This is a genomic window from Pseudomonas sp. HD6515, assembly GCF_024971855.1.
Taxonomy (GTDB): domain Bacteria; phylum Pseudomonadota; class Gammaproteobacteria; order Pseudomonadales; family Pseudomonadaceae; genus Aquipseudomonas; species Aquipseudomonas alloputida.
Genome location: NZ_CP079827.1, coordinates 544,447 through 558,993, shown reverse-complemented (window position 1 = coordinate 558,993; position 14,547 = coordinate 544,447). Strand labels below are relative to the sequence as shown.

Sequence of the window (14,547 nt, the reverse complement as noted above, 5' to 3'; positions counted from 1 at the left end):
TTCAGGCAACCGCCCACACCAGAACCTGCATGCCCAGCCAGGCAAACACGCCGGCCAGGATATCGTCGAGCATGATGCCGACGCCCCCGTGCACATGACGATCGATCCAGCGGATCGGCCACGGCTTGAGGATGTCGAAGAAGCGGAACATCAGGAACCCTGCCAACAGCCACTGCCAGCCCTCCGGCACCAGCCAGAGGGTGATCCACATGCCGACAATCTCGTCCCAGACAATGCCTTCATGGTCGTGTACACGCAAGTCATTGGCAACTTTGCCGCACAACCAGAAGCCAAACAGCATGCTCACGCCGAGCAACAGCCAGTATCCCCAGTCGGGCAACATCTGCCAAAGCGGGATAAACGGTATGGCCACCAGCGAGCCCCAGGTACCTGGCGCCTTGGGCAAGGTGCCAGAACCGAAGCCAAAAGCGATGAAGTGCCACGGGTTGCGCCAGACCGAAGGCGGAACGAACTCCGCAGGCACCTGGTTGGGGTGATCGGTCACGGTCTCTCCCTAAAGTGTTGATAGCCCCGCTGGACGGGGGTTATGTCCTGGCCCTGTGCGTCGCGCAAGGTCACGCCTTGCCCTTCGAGCACACGACCGACGGTATGCACTTCGATAAAATCGAAGGCTGCCAAGGGCGCCAGCGCCTCGGGTGGCAAGGTGAAGGCCAGTACGTAATCGTCGCCACCGGTAAGCGCCGCCTGCACGGCGGCTTCACGGCCGAGGAAGGCCTCCAGAGCAGGAGACACTGGCACTTGCGCCAGGTTCACCTCCAACGCGACACCGGATGCCTTGGCAATATGCCCACAGTCGGCGAGCAGCCCGTCGGAGATGTCCAGCGCCGCCGTGGCCCGGCCACGCAGCAGGGCACCGAGGGTGAGCTGCGGCATCGGTGACCAGTAATGGGCCAGCAGCGGCTCGGCCTGCGCGGCAGGCGCCTCGCGCTCGCCCAGCACCAAGGGCAAGGCACCGGCGGCCTTGCCCAGCGAACCGCCGACACACAACAGGTCACCCGGCCTTGCACCGCTGCGGCGCAAGGCCTGGCCAGCCGGCACGCGGCCGAACACGGTGACGGTGATACTCAAGGGGCCGCGCGTCGTGTCACCACCGATCAGGCTCATGCGGCAACGGTGGGCCATGCGACCAAGGCCGTTGGCATAGGCCGCCAGCCAGTCAGGGCCAACGTCAGGGAGGGTCAGTGCGAGGGTAAAGCCGATTGCAGTCGCGCCCATGGCTGCCAAGTCACTGGCCGCCACAGCCAACGATCGCTGGCCAAGCAGCAACGGATCGCAAACAGCAGGAAAGTGCACCCCGGCGACCAGGGTGTCGGTCGACACCGCCAGTTGCTCACCGGGGGGAAGGTCCAGCAGGGCACAGTCGTCGCCGATACCCAGCGCCACGCCCTCGCCGCCCTGCGCACAGGGCGCAGCGGCGAAGTAATGGTTGATCAGCTCGAACTCACCCATGACCAGGCAGCGCCAGGATCAGCGCTTGTTCGCCTTGACTTCTGCTTCACGCAGCGCCAAGGCTAGCTTGTCGAGCACGCCGTTGACGAACTTGTGGCCGTCAGTGGCACCGAAGACCTTGGCCAGCTCCACGCCTTCGTTGATCACGACGCGGTACGGCACGTCGACGCGTTTGATCAGTTCCCAGGTGGACAGACGCAGCACGGCCAGCTCGACCGGGTCGAGCTCTTCCAGTGCGATGGTCATGCAAGGCACCAGCGCTTTGTCGATTTCGCCCTTGATTGCCGGGACCCCATGCAGGATCTCGCGGAAATAGGCACCGTCGACATCGGTGAAATCGTTATCCACCCGGAACTGCGCTTCGATCTCGTTCAGCGAATGCTGGGCCATGTGCCACTGGTAGAGGGCCTGGGTCGCGAGCTTGCGGGCTTCGCGGCGCTTGGCGCTCTTCGAGGGCTTGCCGGCATCCGCAGGTTTTGGATCGCGCGGGTTGAAACGATCGCTTTCGTCGCTAATCACTTGGCCTCCAACTGCGCCAGCAGGCTGACCATTTCCAGTGCGGACAGGGCAGCTTCAGCACCTTTGTTGCCGGCTTTGGTGCCAGAACGCTCGATGGCTTGCTCGATGGAGTCGACGGTCAGTACGCCGAAGGCCACCGGAACACCGAACTCCATGGACACCTGGGCCAGGCCCTTGGTGCACTCGCCCGCCACGTATTCGAAGTGCGGGGTACCGCCACGGATCACGGCGCCCAGGGCGATGATCGCGTCGTAGGCGCCTTGCTGGGCGACCTTCTGTGCCACCAGCGGGATCTCGAATGCACCCGGGGCACGGATGATGGTGATGTCGCTTTCGCTGACACCGTGGCGTACCAGGGCATCAACGGCACCGCTTACCAGGCTTTCGACAACGAAGCTGTTGAAGCGGCCAACCACCAAAGCATAGCGACCTTTGGGGGCGATGAAGGTACCTTCGATGGTCTTCAGGGTCATTCCGATATTCTCATCTTCAAGAGCGAGGCCGCATACAAGCGGCCTCGACAGGGGTCTGGACTCGAGCAGAGGGCGTCAATGCCGCCTCAAGTCACTCGGAGGGCACGTATTCTACAACTTCCAGATCGAATCCGGATATCGCGTTGAACTTCATCGGCGAACTCATCAGGCGCATCTTGCGCACACCGAGGTCGCGCAGGATCTGCGAACCGGCCCCCACGGTGCTGTAGGTAGTCGGTGCCTTGGCCGGTGCATCGCCCGCGCTTTCGCGGATGTGCGCCAGCAGCACGTCGCCGTCCAGCGGGTGCCCCAGCAGCAGCACCACGCCACTGCCGGCTTCGGCCACTGCGGCCATGGCCGCGCGCAGGCTCCAGCGGCCTGGCTGCTTGACCAGCAGCAGGTCACGCAGTGGGTCCATATTGTGTACCCGTACCAAGGTCGGCTCTTCGGCGCAGATCTTGCCCAAGGTCAAGGCCATGTGCACGTCGCCTTCGACCGCGTCACGGTAGGTGACCAGGTTGAACTCACCCAGCTCGCTCTCCACCGATTGCTCGGAAACACGCTGCACGGTGCGCTCGTGGATCATGCGGTAGTGGATCAGGTCGGCGATGGTGCCGATCTTCAGGCCGTGCTCGGCGGCGAACACTTCCAGTTCGGCGCGGCGCGACATGGTGCCGTCGTCGTTCATCACTTCGCAGATCACGCCACTTGGCTCGAAACCGGCCATGCGCGCCAGGTCACAGGCGGCTTCGGTGTGGCCGGCACGCGCCAGCGTACCGCCTGGCTGGGCCATCAGCGGGAAGATGTGACCAGGGCTGACAATGTCTTCGGCCTTGGCGTCCTTGGCAGCAGCAGCCTGCACAGTGCGGGCGCGGTCGGCGGCGGAAATACCGGTGGTGACGCCCTCGGCGGCCTCGATCGACACGGTGAACTTGGTGCCGAAGCCCGAGCCGTTGCGCGGTGCCATCAACGGCAGCTTCAGCGTTTCGCAACGCTCGCGGGTCATCGGCATGCAGATCAGGCCACGGGCATGCTTGGCCATGAAGTTGATGTGCTCCGGCTGGCAGCATTCGGCCGCCATGATGATGTCGCCTTCGTTCTCGCGGTCTTCGTCATCCATCAGGATGACCATTTTGCCCTGGCGGATGTCTTCGACCAGTTCTTCGATGCTGTTGAGCGCCACGCGGCACCCCCTTCTCAATCAGGATTTCAAGAAGCCATTGGCGGCCAGGAAGCTTTCGGTAATGCCACTGCCCTTGCTCGGTTCGGCGGCCTTGTCACCCAGCAGCAAGCGCTCCAGGTAACGGGCCAGCAGGTCGACCTCAAGGTTTACCCGACGCCCTGCACGGTAATCGGCCATGATGGTTTCGGACAGAGTGTGCGGGACAATGGTCAGCTCGAACTCGGCGCCATTGACCTCATTGACCGTCAGGCTGGTGCCGTCGACGGTGATCGAACCCTTGTGGGCGATGTACTTGGCCAGTTCCTTCGGTGCACGCACGCGGAACTGGATGGCGCGGGCGTTATCGCTGCGCGAAATGATTTCGCCAACCCCGTCGACGTGGCCGCTGACCAGGTGCCCGCCCAGGCGGGTGGTGGGAGTCAGGGCTTTTTCCAGGTTGACCTTGCTGCCGCTCTTGAGGTCGATGAAGGCGGTGCGCTTGAGGGTTTCGACGCTGACATCGGCCCAGAAGCCGTCACCCGGCAGCTCTACGGCCGTGAGGCATACACCGTTGACGGCGATGCTGTCGCCGAGCTTGACGTCCCCTAGGTCGAGCTTGCCGGTTTCTACGTAGACGCGCACGTCACCACCCTTGGGAGTCAGGCTGCGGATGGTGCCGATGGATTCGATGATGCCGGTGAACATGGGGTCTTCCTCAAAAACGGTTTGCGCGGGGCAAGCCCGGCATTATACGCCGGGCGCTAGCAGGGGGATGGCCGTGACCCGCCAGTCATCGCCCACTGCGCGCATTTCGGTAATTTTCAGCCGTGGTGCTTCGCTCATCTTGTCCATCGGCCAGTCCAGCAGTGGCCGGGCCTGAGAGCCGAGGAAGGTGCCAGCGACGAACAGCTGGTACTCGTCGACCAGGCCTTGCCGTGCGAAGGCACCGACCAGGCCGGCACCGGCTTCCAGCAGGATTTCGTTGACGCCGCGGGCAGCCAGGGCGCGAAGCAGCGCCGCCAGGTCGACCTGGCCATTGTCGCCCGGCAAGCTGAGCAATTCGTGGCCGGCAGCGGCATAGCGCGGGTCATCTGCGACAGCAGTCACCACCAGCGCTGGGCCCGCCTGGAAGAACGGCGCCGCCAGTGGCAGGCGCAGGCGGCCATCAACCAGCACCCGCAAGGGTGTGCGGCTGAGTGCCAGGGCGGTTGTTTCGGCATCCAGGCCCAGCTCGGCGCCACGCACGGTCATGCGTGCGTTGTCTGTCAGCACGCTGGCGGCGCTGGTCAGCACCACGCTGGAGCGGGCGCGCAAGCGCTGCACGGCTGAGCGCGCGGCCGGCCCGGTGATCCACTGGCTTTCACCACTGGCCATGGCAGTGCGGCCATCCAGGCTCATGGCCAGCTTGGCGCGAACGAACGGCAGGCCGTGCTCCATGCGCTTGAGGAAGCCTGGGTTGAGGGCGCGGGCCTCGGCTTCGAGCACTCCGCTGGCCACTTCGATTCCGGCTTCGGCCAGGCGCCGCAGGCCCTGCCCCGCCACTTGTGGGTTAGGGTCCTGCATGGCGGCTACGACACGCGCCACGCCGGCCTTGACCAGTGCTTCGGCACACGGTGGCGTACGGCCATGGTGGCTGCATGGTTCCAGGGTGACGTAGGCAGAAGCACCGCGGGCAAGTTCACCGGCCTGGCGCAGAGCATGCACTTCGGCATGGGGCTCGCCGGCGCGCACGTGCCAGCCTTCACCGACCACTTCGCCATCGCGCACGATCACGCAGCCTACGCGCGGGTTCGGGTGGGTGGTGTACAGGCCTTTACGCGCCAGCTCCAGCGCGCGGGCCATGTAGTGAGCGTCGAGAATGGCAGCTTGGCTGGGCATGTTCACTCTTTAGCTGGCTCACGGGCCAGGCGGTCGATTTCTTCGCGGAACTCGTCGAGGTCCTGGAAGCGCCGGTACACCGAAGCAAAGCGGATATAGGCCACTTCATCGAGTTTGCGCAACTCGGCCATGACCATTTCACCGACCACCAGCGATTTGACTTCGCGCTCGCCTGTGGCACGCAGCCGGCTCTTGATGTGCGCCAGCGCAGCTTCCAGGCGCTCGACGCTGACCGGACGCTTTTCCAGGGCCCGTTGCATACCAGCGCGCAGCTTTTCTTCGTCGAAGGGCTGGCGCGTGCCGTCCTGCTTGATCAGCCGGGGCAGCACCAGCTCGGCGGTTTCGAAGGTGGTGAAGCGCTCGCCGCAGGCCACGCATTCACGGCGGCGGCGCACCTGCTCGCCCTCGGCGACGAGGCGAGAGTCGATGACCTTGGTGTCGTTGGCACCGCAAAAGGGACAGTGCATGGTGGCAGGCAACAAAAAAAGGGAGGGCCATGGTAGCGCATTGCACTGGCAAGACAAGCCAAAGGGGTTAACATCCATGGGAAATATGCCCGTGAAGGACTCCCCCATGCACTACCGAGCGCTCGTCGTGCTGTGCTGCGCCGCTCTGCTTGCCGCCTGCGGCAGCGACAGGCCAAAGACCGACAACCCAGTGCCCGCGCCAGCCCCTTCGGCCAAGGCCGAAGTACTGGGCCCGCTGCCGGCCTACCAGCGCGAGCTGAGCGGCACCTTGCTGGAAATTCCGGCGGGTGCCGAGGTGGAACTGGCCTTGCTGGTGATCGACGAACGCGACCGCCCGCAGCGCCTGCTGGCCAGCAGTAATCTGACCGGTACCGGCCAGGCACTGCCCTACCACCTGCGCTTCAACCCCGAAGCCTTCCCGCCCGGTGCCCGGGTCGAACTGCGTGGCCGCGCCAGCAACTCCGGCCAGCTGATCATGCACCTGCCCCCGGTGCGCATTACCCAAGCACAAACCCAGGCCACCGGCCCGCTGCGTTTCGAGAAGGCGCCTTAAGTGATGCCGCTGGCTCTGCAACAGGCCCTCAGCGGCCTGATCGGCGAAGCACGCCTGATCGTCAGCGAACTGCCCGACTGTGACCTGAAGCTATGGCTGATCGACGACCAGAACATGGATCGCGCCTTCAGCAGCGAAGAAACCCGGCGCATTCTTGAAGAACCTCCCTATTGGAGCTTCTGCTGGGCCAGCGGGCTGGCAATGGCCCGCTACCTGGCCGAACGCCCGGAGTGGGTGGCGGGCAAGCGCGTGCTGGACTTTGGCGCCGGCTCTGGTATCGCCGGCATTGCTGCTGCACGCGCCGGTGCACGGGAAGTGGTGGCCTGCGACCTCGACCCGCTGGCCCTCGATGCCTGCCGTGCGAATGCAGCACTGAACGGGGTGACATTACGCTACAGCAGCGATTTTTTTGCCGAGGAAGACCGCTTCGACCTGATCCTGGTTGCCGATGTGCTATACGACCGCGCCAACCTGCCGCTGCTGGATGCCTTCCTGAGCCGCGGTCGGCAGGCCTTGGTGGCCGACTCGCGGGTACGTGACTTTCACCACCCGTTGTACCAGCAATTGGGCGTGCTCGAAGCACTGACCCTGCCGGACCTGGCCGAGCCACACGAATTCCGCCGGGTCAGCCTGTACCACGCCAGCCGCGACACCTTATAGTGGTGCCATACACGAGTTTGCGAGAGTCGCGATGACCCAAGACACGCCTTACATTTTCGACGCCACCGATACCAACTTCCAGCAACTGGTGATCGAGAACTCCTTCCACAAGCCAGTGCTGGTGGACTTCTGGGCCGAGTGGTGCGCGCCGTGCAAGGCGCTGATGCCATTGCTGGCAAAGATTGCCGAGGGTTACCAGGGCGAACTGCTGCTGGCCAAGATCAACTGCGACGTGGAGCAACAGGTGGTTGCCCAGTTCGGCATCCGTAGCCTGCCGACAGTGGTGCTGTTCAAGGACGGTCAGCCGGTGGACGGTTTTGCCGGGGCGCAACCGGAGTCGGCGATCCGCGCCATGCTCGAGCCGCATGTACAAATGCCAGCCGCGCCCACCGCCTCGCCACTGGAGCAGGCAAAGGCGCTGTTTGCCGAAAGCCGTTTTGCCGAAACCGAGGCGCTGTTGCAGGCGCTGCTGGGTGAGGACAACAGCAATGTCGAGGCGCTGATCCTGTATGCCCGCTGCCTGGCCGAGCGTGGCGAGCTGGGCGAAGCGCAAGTGGTGCTGGATGCGGTCAAGACTGACGAACACAAAGCTGCACTGGCCGGTGCCAAGGCCCAGCTGACCTTCCTGCGCCAGGCTGCCAGCCTGCCGGAAGTGGCAGACCTTAAAAGCCGTCTGGCGCAGAACCCGCAAGACGACGAGGCGGCTTATCAGCTGAGCATTCAGCAACTGGCGCGCCAGCAGTATGAGGCGGCGCTGGACGGGCTGCTGAAGCTGTTCCAGCGTAACCGTGGCTACGAGAACGGGCTGCCGCAGAAGGCGCTGTTGCAGGTGTTCGAATTGCTGGGTGGCGATCACCCGCTGGTTGGTGTTTATCGTCGCAAGCTGTCGGCGGCGATGTTCTGAGTGACCTTGAAGCCTGCGCTGGACCAGTGGGAGCGGGCATGCCTGCGAGGAACCAGCGCAGTGGAGGCACCGGCTTTGCCGGTGTTCGCGGGTAAACCCGCTCCTACAGGCGAGCGCGCAGGCTTTTCAGAATTTGAGAGCGGGCATGCCCGCGAAGAAGCCAACGCAGTGGCTGGCACCGGCTCTGCCGGTGTTCGCGGGTAAACCCGCTCCTACAGGCGAGCGCGTAGGCTTGGCTCCAACAGCGAAAACAGCACTCACCCCACCCAGTGATACATCGGCGCATCCACGCCACTTTCTACCTTTACCTCACTGCTGTGCCGCAAGCGCACCAGCAACCGTTTACCCGCCGCCGTACTCCCCGCCAACCCTTCCAGCCGGTCCAGCAATTCCGGCCCGCTCATCTGTCCTGCCAGACGCAACACATCACGCGCCGCAGCCCACTGACCGTCATCTTGGCGCGGCGCGACCACCGCAGCTGTCGCGGCCGCCTGGGCTACCATCGGCACCTCGGTCTGCCGCCCCAGTTGCGCCCACTCTTCAGGCGTCAGCTCGATGGTCAGGTCCACCGGCCAATCACCAATCTGTCCACGAATTCTCATGATGCATTCCTTGAGCCCAAATCAATGCAGCCATGCTACCGCAACATGAAACATGCGCCACACAGGCTGGCGGCACGCCAAGAAGCTGTTATAACATAACTCTATCTTTCAGCCCGCTCCGGAGTCGTCCATGCGTCGCCTGCTGCTCGCCCTGCCCTTCGCTTTGCTGCCACTGGCCGTGGCCCATGCTCACGATGACCATGATCATGACCACACCCACGGCTCCCTCGGCGCCCACGAGCATGGCGTAGCCAAGCTCAACGCGGTGCTCGATGGCAATACCTTGGAACTGGAACTGGACAGCCCGGCAATGAACCTGGTCGGCTTCGAGCATGCCGCCAGCAGCGATGCCGACAAGGCCAAAGTCGCCGCCGTGCGCCAGCAACTTGAACAACCACTGAAGCTGTTCGGCCTTTCCGCCGCCGCAGGCTGCAAGGAAGACCAGCAGGCACTGGAAAGCCCTCTCTTCGGTGACGCCTCCAAGGCCGACGACGAGGGTGACGAGCACGAGCACGGCCATCAGCACAGCGACATCGGCGCCCATTATCAGCTGACTTGCGCCAACCCCGACAAACTGACAGAGCTGGACCTGGCGCCGCTGTTCAAGGCCTTCCCCGCCACCCAGAAAATCAACGTGCAACTGATCGGCCCCAATGGCCAGAAAGGCGTGGAAACCACGCCGGCCAAGGCAGCGGTCGCCTTCTGAATGAACCAGCCGTTGATCGATCTGCATGACCTGATGTTCGCCTGGCCAGGTCACCCGCCGCTGCTGGATATTCCGGCATTACGCCTGGACGCTGGTGAAGCGCTGTTTCTCAAGGGCCCCAGCGGCAGTGGCAAGACGACCTTGCTGGGCCTGCTGGGTGGGGTGACCGTGCCGGTCCAGGGCCGCATCCAGTTGCTCGGTCAGGACCTTGGCAGCCTGAGCCAGGGCGCCCGCGACCGCTTTCGGGTCGATCACACCGGGTATATCTTCCAGCAGTTCAACCTGCTGCCGTTCCTCTCGGTACGTGAAAACGTCGAGCTGCCCTGCCGCTTCTCGCGCAGCCGCAAGGCCCGCGCCGAGCAGCGCCATGGCAGTGTTGACCAGGCGGCCAGCACGCTGCTGACCCACCTGGGCCTGGGCGACCCTGCCATGCTCGCCCGCCGCGCCGACAGCCTGTCGATCGGCCAGCAGCAACGGGTCGCCGCCGCCCGCGCACTGATCGGCCAGCCTGAGCTGGTGATTGCCGACGAACCGACCTCGGCACTGGATGCAGACACCCGCGAAGCGTTCATCCGCCTGCTGTTCGATGAATGCCGTGCCGCCGGTGCCAGCTTGTTGTTCGTCAGCCACGACCAGAGCCTGGCACCGCTGTTCGACCGCCACCTGTCGCTTGCCGAACTGAACCGCGCCGCCAAGCCCCAGGAGGCCTGATGTACCTGCTCCGCCTTGCCTTGGCCAGCCTGGCCAACCGCCGCTTCACGGCGTTTCTGACCGCCTTTGCCATTGCCCTGTCGGTGTGCCTGCTGCTGGCTGTTGAGCGGGTCCGTACCGAAGCCCGTGCCAGCTTCGCCAGCACCATCAGCGGCACCGACCTGATTGTCGGTGCACGCTCCGGCTCGGTGAACCTGCTGCTGTACTCGGTGTTCCGCATTGGCAACGCGACCAACAACATCCGCTGGGACAGCTTCCAGCACTATGCACAGGACCCACGGGTGAAGTGGGCAATCCCGATCTCGCTGGGCGACTCGCACCGCGGTTACAGAGTGATGGGTACCACCACGGATTACTTCAGCCATTACCAGTACGGCCGCCGCCAGCACCTGGAACTGAGCCAGGGGCGTACGTTCGCCAACGACCCGTTCGAAGTGGTGCTCGGCGCCGAAGTGGCCGAGGCATTGCACTACAAGCTGGGTGACAAGCTGGTGCTGGCCCACGGTGTGGCCGCAATCAGCCTGGTCAAGCACGACGACAAGCCGTTTACCGTGGTCGGCGTACTCAAGCGCACCGGCACACCCGTCGACCGCACCCTGCATATCAGCCTGGGCGGCATGGAAGCGATCCATATCGACTGGCACAACGGCGTACCCGCCCGTGGCGCCGGCCGCATCAGCGCCGAGCAGGCCCGTACCATGGACCTGCAACCTGCCGCCATCACTGCGTTCATGCTTGGCCTTAACAGCAAGATCGCAACCTTCAGTTTGCAGCGAGAGATCAACGAGTACCGCAGCGAGCCGCTGCTGGCGATCCTGCCAGGGGTCGCCCTGCAGGAGCTGTGGAGCCTGATGGGCACTGCAGAACAGGCATTGTTCGTGGTGTCACTGTTCGTGGTGCTGACCGGTTTGATCGGCATGCTCACGGCGATTCTCACCAGCCTCAACGAACGCCGCCGAGAGATGGCGATACTGCGTTCGGTCGGGGCCCGGCCTTGGCATATTGCGGGGTTGCTGGTACTGGAAGCACTGTCACTGGCCTCGGTCGGGATCGTGGCCGGGCTTGGCTTGCTATATGCGGGTATCGCCCTGGCGCAGGGGTATGTGCAGGCCAACTACGGTTTGTATCTGCCGCTGGCGCTGCCGAGCATTCATGAGTGGACCTTGCTAGCGATTATTCTTGGCGCAGCGTTGCTGATGGGCAGCGTGCCGGCATGGCGGGCCTATCGGCAGTCGCTGGCCGATGGTTTGACCCTACACCTCTGAGAGCGCGGAATGATCCATTACCTCCTGCACTTCTTCGCGGGTAAACCCGCTCCTACACCGGGTCGTGTTCCCCTTGTAGGAGCGGGTTCACCCGCGAAGAGGCCAGCACTGCAGATACTACTGAGCCTGCTGATTACCGTAGCGATGCCCTTGTGGGCTTCGGAACCCCGCGAACTCGACTGGCCCGCCCTGATCCCCGAAGGCGCCCCGGTCATCCCGCCGCAACTCACCCCGCTGCACGACATGTCACAGCTCAGCAACGCCCTGTCTGCCGAATCCGCCCCACCCGCGCGCCAACAGGCGCCCGACGCGCCAGTGGTAAAAAGCCTCGACGGCCAACAGGTCAAACTACCCGGCTACATCGTGCCACTGGAGGTCAACGAAGAAGGCCGCACCACCGAATTCCTGCTGGTCCCTTACTATGGCGCGTGCATCCACGTGCCGCCGCCACCGCCGAACCAGATCGTGCACATTTTCAGCGAGATGGGCGTGCGCGTCGAAGACCTCTACCAGCCCTACTGGATCGAGGGAAAGATGCAGGTTAGAGCTTCCAGCAGCGAGTTGGCCGACGCCGGCTACCAGATGGAAGCCGAGAAAATCTACGCTTATGAGCTGAGATGAGAACTGTTTCGAATTCGTGAAGACGCTTCTTTGAGCTGGGTCAAACTTTCCGTTTAACCAGCTCCGTACCATTGGACCACTCGATTAATAACGTCCTTTGGGAGCTTCCATGAACAAGTCCTTGCTGGGTGCCTCGCTTGTGGCCCTTGCGCTCGCCGCCCCTGCCGCCCACGCCTATCAGGCGGGGGACATGATCCTGCGCGCAGGCGCCATCACCACCGCCCCGAACGAGAGCAGCGGCGACCTCAAGTTCGACGGCAACAAGGTGTCGGGCACCAAGGCGACCCTGGACAGCGATACCCAGTTGGGCCTGACCTTTGCCTACATGCTCACCGACCACATCGGCCTGGAGCTGCTGGCAGCGACCCCGTTCAAGCACACCGTCGCCGTAAAAGGCCTGGGCGGCGGGCTGGACGGCAAGCTGGCAGACATCAAGCAACTGCCACCGACGCTGTCGCTGCAGTACTACCCAATGGAACCGAATTCGCGCTTCCAGCCGTACGCTGGCGTCGGTATCAACTACACCCTGTTCTTTGACGAAGACTTGAGCAGCGCACGCAAGCAACAAGGCTTCAGCAACCTCAAGCTGCAGGATTCGGTAGGTATCGCCGGCCAACTGGGCATGGACTACTTGCTGACCGACAACCTGCTGGTAAACGCCTCGGTCTGGTACGTCGACATCGACACCAAGGCCAGCGTCAACGGCCCGACCGCCCTTGGCTACAGCAAGACCAAGGTCAACGTCGACGTCGACCCATGGGTATACATGGTCGGCCTTGGCTACAAGTTCTGACCTGAACATCGCAGGGCGGCCTCGGCCGCCCTCGCGCGTTGCAGCCATAGCCAGTAGCACAGTGCGACGGCACTGATGCCCACGCCAAGCCCACACACGGCAACCCAGCCCCAGTGTGCAAACACCCAGCTCGCCAACACCGCCCCCAAACCGCTGCCCAGCGAATAGCAACACATGTAAGCGCCGATCAATCGGCTAGCCATCGCACCACGTCCGGCCAGCAACAGGCTCTGGTTGGTGACATGCACTGCCTGCACGGCAAAGTCCAGCATCAGCACACCCAGCACGAAGGCCAGCAATGAATGCTCGACGAACGCTGTTGGCAGCCACGACAGCGTCAGAAGGGCCAACGACACCCCGGTCGTACGCTCCCCCCTTCCAAGGTCGGCCAGACGACCGGCATGCGAAGCCGCCAGCGTACCCGCGACACCTGCCAGGCCAAACAGGCCGATCTCGGTATGGCTCAGCGCCAGCGGCGCAGCACTGAGCGGCATGACCATGGCACTCCACAGCACGCTGAATGCGGCGAAGATCAACACACCGAACACGCCGCGCTGGCGCAGCAACCGGTCGTGCCGATACAGGCTGAACTGAGCCATGATCAGCGCCCGGTAACCCGGCCGACTCCTCATCGGCTGCCCGCCGGGCAGACTGCGCCACAGCACCAGCGCCAGCACCATCAACAGCCCTGCGGCGACCAGGTACACTCTCCGCCAACCGGCCAGGTCGGCCAGCCCGCCCGAAGCCAGCCGTGCCAGCAGAATACCCAGCACCACACCACTGGTGACGGTGCCTACCGCCTGCCCTTGCTGGCCAGGTGAGGCCAGGCTCGCGGCATGAGCCACCATCACCTGCACCATGACTGCCATCAACCCGGCGATAGCCAGAGCCAGCAGCAATATTGCCCAGTTCGGCGCCATGCCAACGCCGACCAGCGCAAGCGCCGAGAACAGCAACTGGCCAAGCAACAGACGTTTACGGTCGACCAAGTCCCCGAGGGGCACAATCAGTAGCAGCCCCAGGGCGTAACCCCCCTGGGTCGCGCCAACGACCCAGCCAATCTGCTGCTGCGCCACCCCCAACTCAGCAGCCATCGACTCAAGCAGCGGTTGAGCGAAGTACACCGTCGCCACAGCCATCGCACTGGTGGTGGCAAGCAACAGGGTTATCCAGCGTGTCAGCGAAGGTGTCATCCGGCAAAGCCTCTGGAATCTGGTTTCAATTTGAAACCACATGCTGGCTATTTAGCAAATGTGGTTTTAATCTGCAACCAGATAATCAAGACAGGCTTGCCCCATGCTCGATGAAAACAATGCGCAGTGCCCCGTGGCCCGGGCTCTGGAGGTGCTGGGTGACCGTTGGGCGCTGATGATCCTGCGCGATGCCTTTGACGGCCTACGGCGTTTCAGTGAATTTCAGAAGAACCTGGGGCTGGCGAAGAACATCCTCACCTCGCGGCTAAAGCTGTTGGTGGAAAGTGGGTTGCTGATGACACAGCCGGCGTCGGATGGCAGTGCCTACAAAGAGTATGTGCTGACCGACAAAGGGCGGTCGGTGTTTCCAGTGGTGGTTGGTTTGAGGCAGTGGGGGGAGCGGTTTCTGTTCGAGGCGGGTGAAACGCGTTCGGAGCTGGTGGACGGCGTGACGGGGCAGGCGCTTGAAGTATTGCAGGTCCGTGGCCAGGATGGGCGGGTCTTACATCCCGAAGATTGCCAGCGCAGAAGGGTGCGGCATGGGTGATGTCAGGGCTGCTGAGCAGCCCC

At 63.6% G+C, this 14,547-nt stretch carries 19 protein-coding genes; 9 read left to right on the top strand and 10 right to left on the bottom strand.

Annotated features, from left to right (window positions below; genetic code table 11):
• Position 1 precedes the first annotated feature (1 nt).
• From KW568_RS02575 to nrdR, 8 genes are all read right to left on the bottom strand, one after another.
• On the bottom strand, positions 2–505 hold the full coding sequence (locus KW568_RS02575; protein WP_003255391.1) for a phosphatidylglycerophosphatase A: 504 nt from the start codon (positions 503–505) through the stop codon (positions 2–4).
• Positions 502–1,470, bottom strand: coding sequence for a thiamine-phosphate kinase (gene thiL, locus KW568_RS02570; protein ID WP_003255392.1), 969 nt, complete (start codon positions 1,468–1,470; stop codon positions 502–504). Before thiL ends, KW568_RS02575 begins: the two co-directional genes overlap by 4 nt.
• Positions 1,471–1,488: 18 nt before the next feature.
• Positions 1,489–1,989, bottom strand: a complete 501-nt coding sequence (gene nusB, locus KW568_RS02565) for a transcription antitermination factor NusB (protein WP_259537543.1) — start codon at positions 1,987–1,989, stop codon at positions 1,489–1,491.
• A complete protein-coding gene (gene ribE / locus KW568_RS02560; RefSeq protein ID WP_003255395.1) occupies positions 1,986–2,462 on the bottom strand; it encodes a 6,7-dimethyl-8-ribityllumazine synthase in 477 nt (158 codons plus the stop codon). The genes nusB and ribE overlap by 4 nt, the downstream gene beginning before the upstream one ends.
• Before the next feature lie 91 nt (positions 2,463–2,553).
• On the bottom strand, positions 2,554–3,645 hold the full coding sequence (gene ribBA, locus KW568_RS02555) for a bifunctional 3,4-dihydroxy-2-butanone-4-phosphate synthase/GTP cyclohydrolase II (protein WP_003255398.1): 1,092 nt from the start codon (positions 3,643–3,645) through the stop codon (positions 2,554–2,556).
• An 18-nt stretch (positions 3,646–3,663) separates the two neighbouring features.
• Positions 3,664–4,329 carry a riboflavin synthase gene (locus KW568_RS02550; protein ID WP_003255399.1) on the bottom strand — a complete coding sequence of 222 codons (666 nt, stop codon included), beginning with the start codon at positions 4,327–4,329 and terminating at the stop codon, positions 3,664–3,666.
• Positions 4,330–4,371: 42 nt separating this feature from the next.
• On the bottom strand, positions 4,372–5,502 hold the full coding sequence (gene ribD / locus KW568_RS02545; protein ID WP_004576909.1) for a bifunctional diaminohydroxyphosphoribosylaminopyrimidine deaminase/5-amino-6-(5-phosphoribosylamino)uracil reductase RibD: 1,131 nt from the start codon (positions 5,500–5,502) through the stop codon (positions 4,372–4,374).
• A gap of 2 nt (positions 5,503–5,504) precedes the next feature.
• The gene (gene nrdR / locus KW568_RS02540) at positions 5,505–5,969 is read right to left on the bottom strand and encodes a transcriptional regulator NrdR (protein WP_003255402.1); all 465 of its coding nucleotides are present in this window, start codon (positions 5,967–5,969) and stop codon (positions 5,505–5,507) included.
• Positions 5,970–6,075: 106 nt separating this feature from the next.
• On the opposite strand from nrdR, the gene KW568_RS02535 reads away from it, so the two are divergent.
• From KW568_RS02535 to trxA, 3 genes are read left to right on the top strand one after another with little or no spacing between them, the layout of a single operon-like run.
• Positions 6,076–6,522 (top strand): YbaY family lipoprotein, encoded by a 447-nt coding sequence (locus KW568_RS02535; protein ID WP_003255404.1) that lies wholly within the window; start codon positions 6,076–6,078, stop codon positions 6,520–6,522.
• A 3-nt stretch (positions 6,523–6,525) separates the two neighbouring features.
• Entirely contained in the window at positions 6,526–7,182 is a 657-nt protein-coding gene (locus tag KW568_RS02530) for a methyltransferase (protein WP_003255405.1), read from the top strand.
• A 31-nt stretch (positions 7,183–7,213) separates the two neighbouring features.
• Positions 7,214–8,086, top strand: a complete 873-nt coding sequence (gene trxA, locus KW568_RS02525; protein ID WP_004576908.1) for a thioredoxin — start codon at positions 7,214–7,216, stop codon at positions 8,084–8,086.
• Positions 8,087–8,343: 257 nt separating this feature from the next.
• On the opposite strand, the gene KW568_RS02520 is transcribed toward trxA, so the two are convergent.
• On the bottom strand, positions 8,344–8,688 hold the full coding sequence (locus KW568_RS02520; RefSeq protein WP_003255407.1) for a hypothetical protein: 345 nt from the start codon (positions 8,686–8,688) through the stop codon (positions 8,344–8,346).
• Between the two features lie 130 nt (positions 8,689–8,818).
• Here KW568_RS02520 and KW568_RS02515 point away from each other — a divergent pair, with 130 nt between their 5' ends.
• The 5 genes from KW568_RS02515 to KW568_RS02495 all read left to right on the top strand — a co-directional run bounded on the left by KW568_RS02515 (position 8,819) and on the right by KW568_RS02495 (position 12,784).
• The gene (locus tag KW568_RS02515) at positions 8,819–9,394 is read left to right on the top strand and encodes a DUF2796 domain-containing protein (protein ID WP_004576907.1); all 576 of its coding nucleotides are present in this window, start codon (positions 8,819–8,821) and stop codon (positions 9,392–9,394) included.
• On the top strand, positions 9,395–10,105 hold the full coding sequence (locus KW568_RS02510; protein ID WP_004576906.1) for an ABC transporter ATP-binding protein: 711 nt from the start codon (positions 9,395–9,397) through the stop codon (positions 10,103–10,105).
• A complete protein-coding gene (locus tag KW568_RS02505; RefSeq protein ID WP_004576905.1) occupies positions 10,105–11,370 on the top strand; it encodes an ABC transporter permease in 1,266 nt (421 codons plus the stop codon). The genes KW568_RS02510 and KW568_RS02505 overlap by 1 nt, the downstream gene beginning before the upstream one ends.
• Positions 11,371–11,478: 108 nt before the next feature.
• Positions 11,479–11,991 (top strand): DUF3299 domain-containing protein, encoded by a 513-nt coding sequence (locus KW568_RS02500; RefSeq protein WP_033726850.1) that lies wholly within the window; start codon positions 11,479–11,481, stop codon positions 11,989–11,991.
• 109 nt (positions 11,992–12,100) lie between these two features.
• Positions 12,101–12,784: an OmpW family protein gene (locus tag KW568_RS02495; protein WP_003255412.1), complete on the top strand. Its 684-nt coding sequence runs from the start codon at positions 12,101–12,103 to the stop codon at positions 12,782–12,784.
• Here KW568_RS02495 and KW568_RS02490 read toward each other — a convergent pair.
• Positions 12,772–13,977 carry an MFS transporter gene (locus KW568_RS02490; protein WP_004576903.1) on the bottom strand — a complete coding sequence of 402 codons (1,206 nt, stop codon included), beginning with the start codon at positions 13,975–13,977 and terminating at the stop codon, positions 12,772–12,774. The two genes, KW568_RS02495 and KW568_RS02490, sit on opposite strands and share 13 nt — an antisense overlap.
• A 103-nt stretch (positions 13,978–14,080) precedes the next feature.
• On the opposite strand from KW568_RS02490, the gene KW568_RS02485 reads away from it, so the two are divergent.
• Positions 14,081–14,524: a helix-turn-helix domain-containing protein gene (locus KW568_RS02485; protein ID WP_003255415.1), complete on the top strand. Its 444-nt coding sequence runs from the start codon at positions 14,081–14,083 to the stop codon at positions 14,522–14,524.
• Positions 14,525–14,547 lie beyond the last annotated feature (23 nt).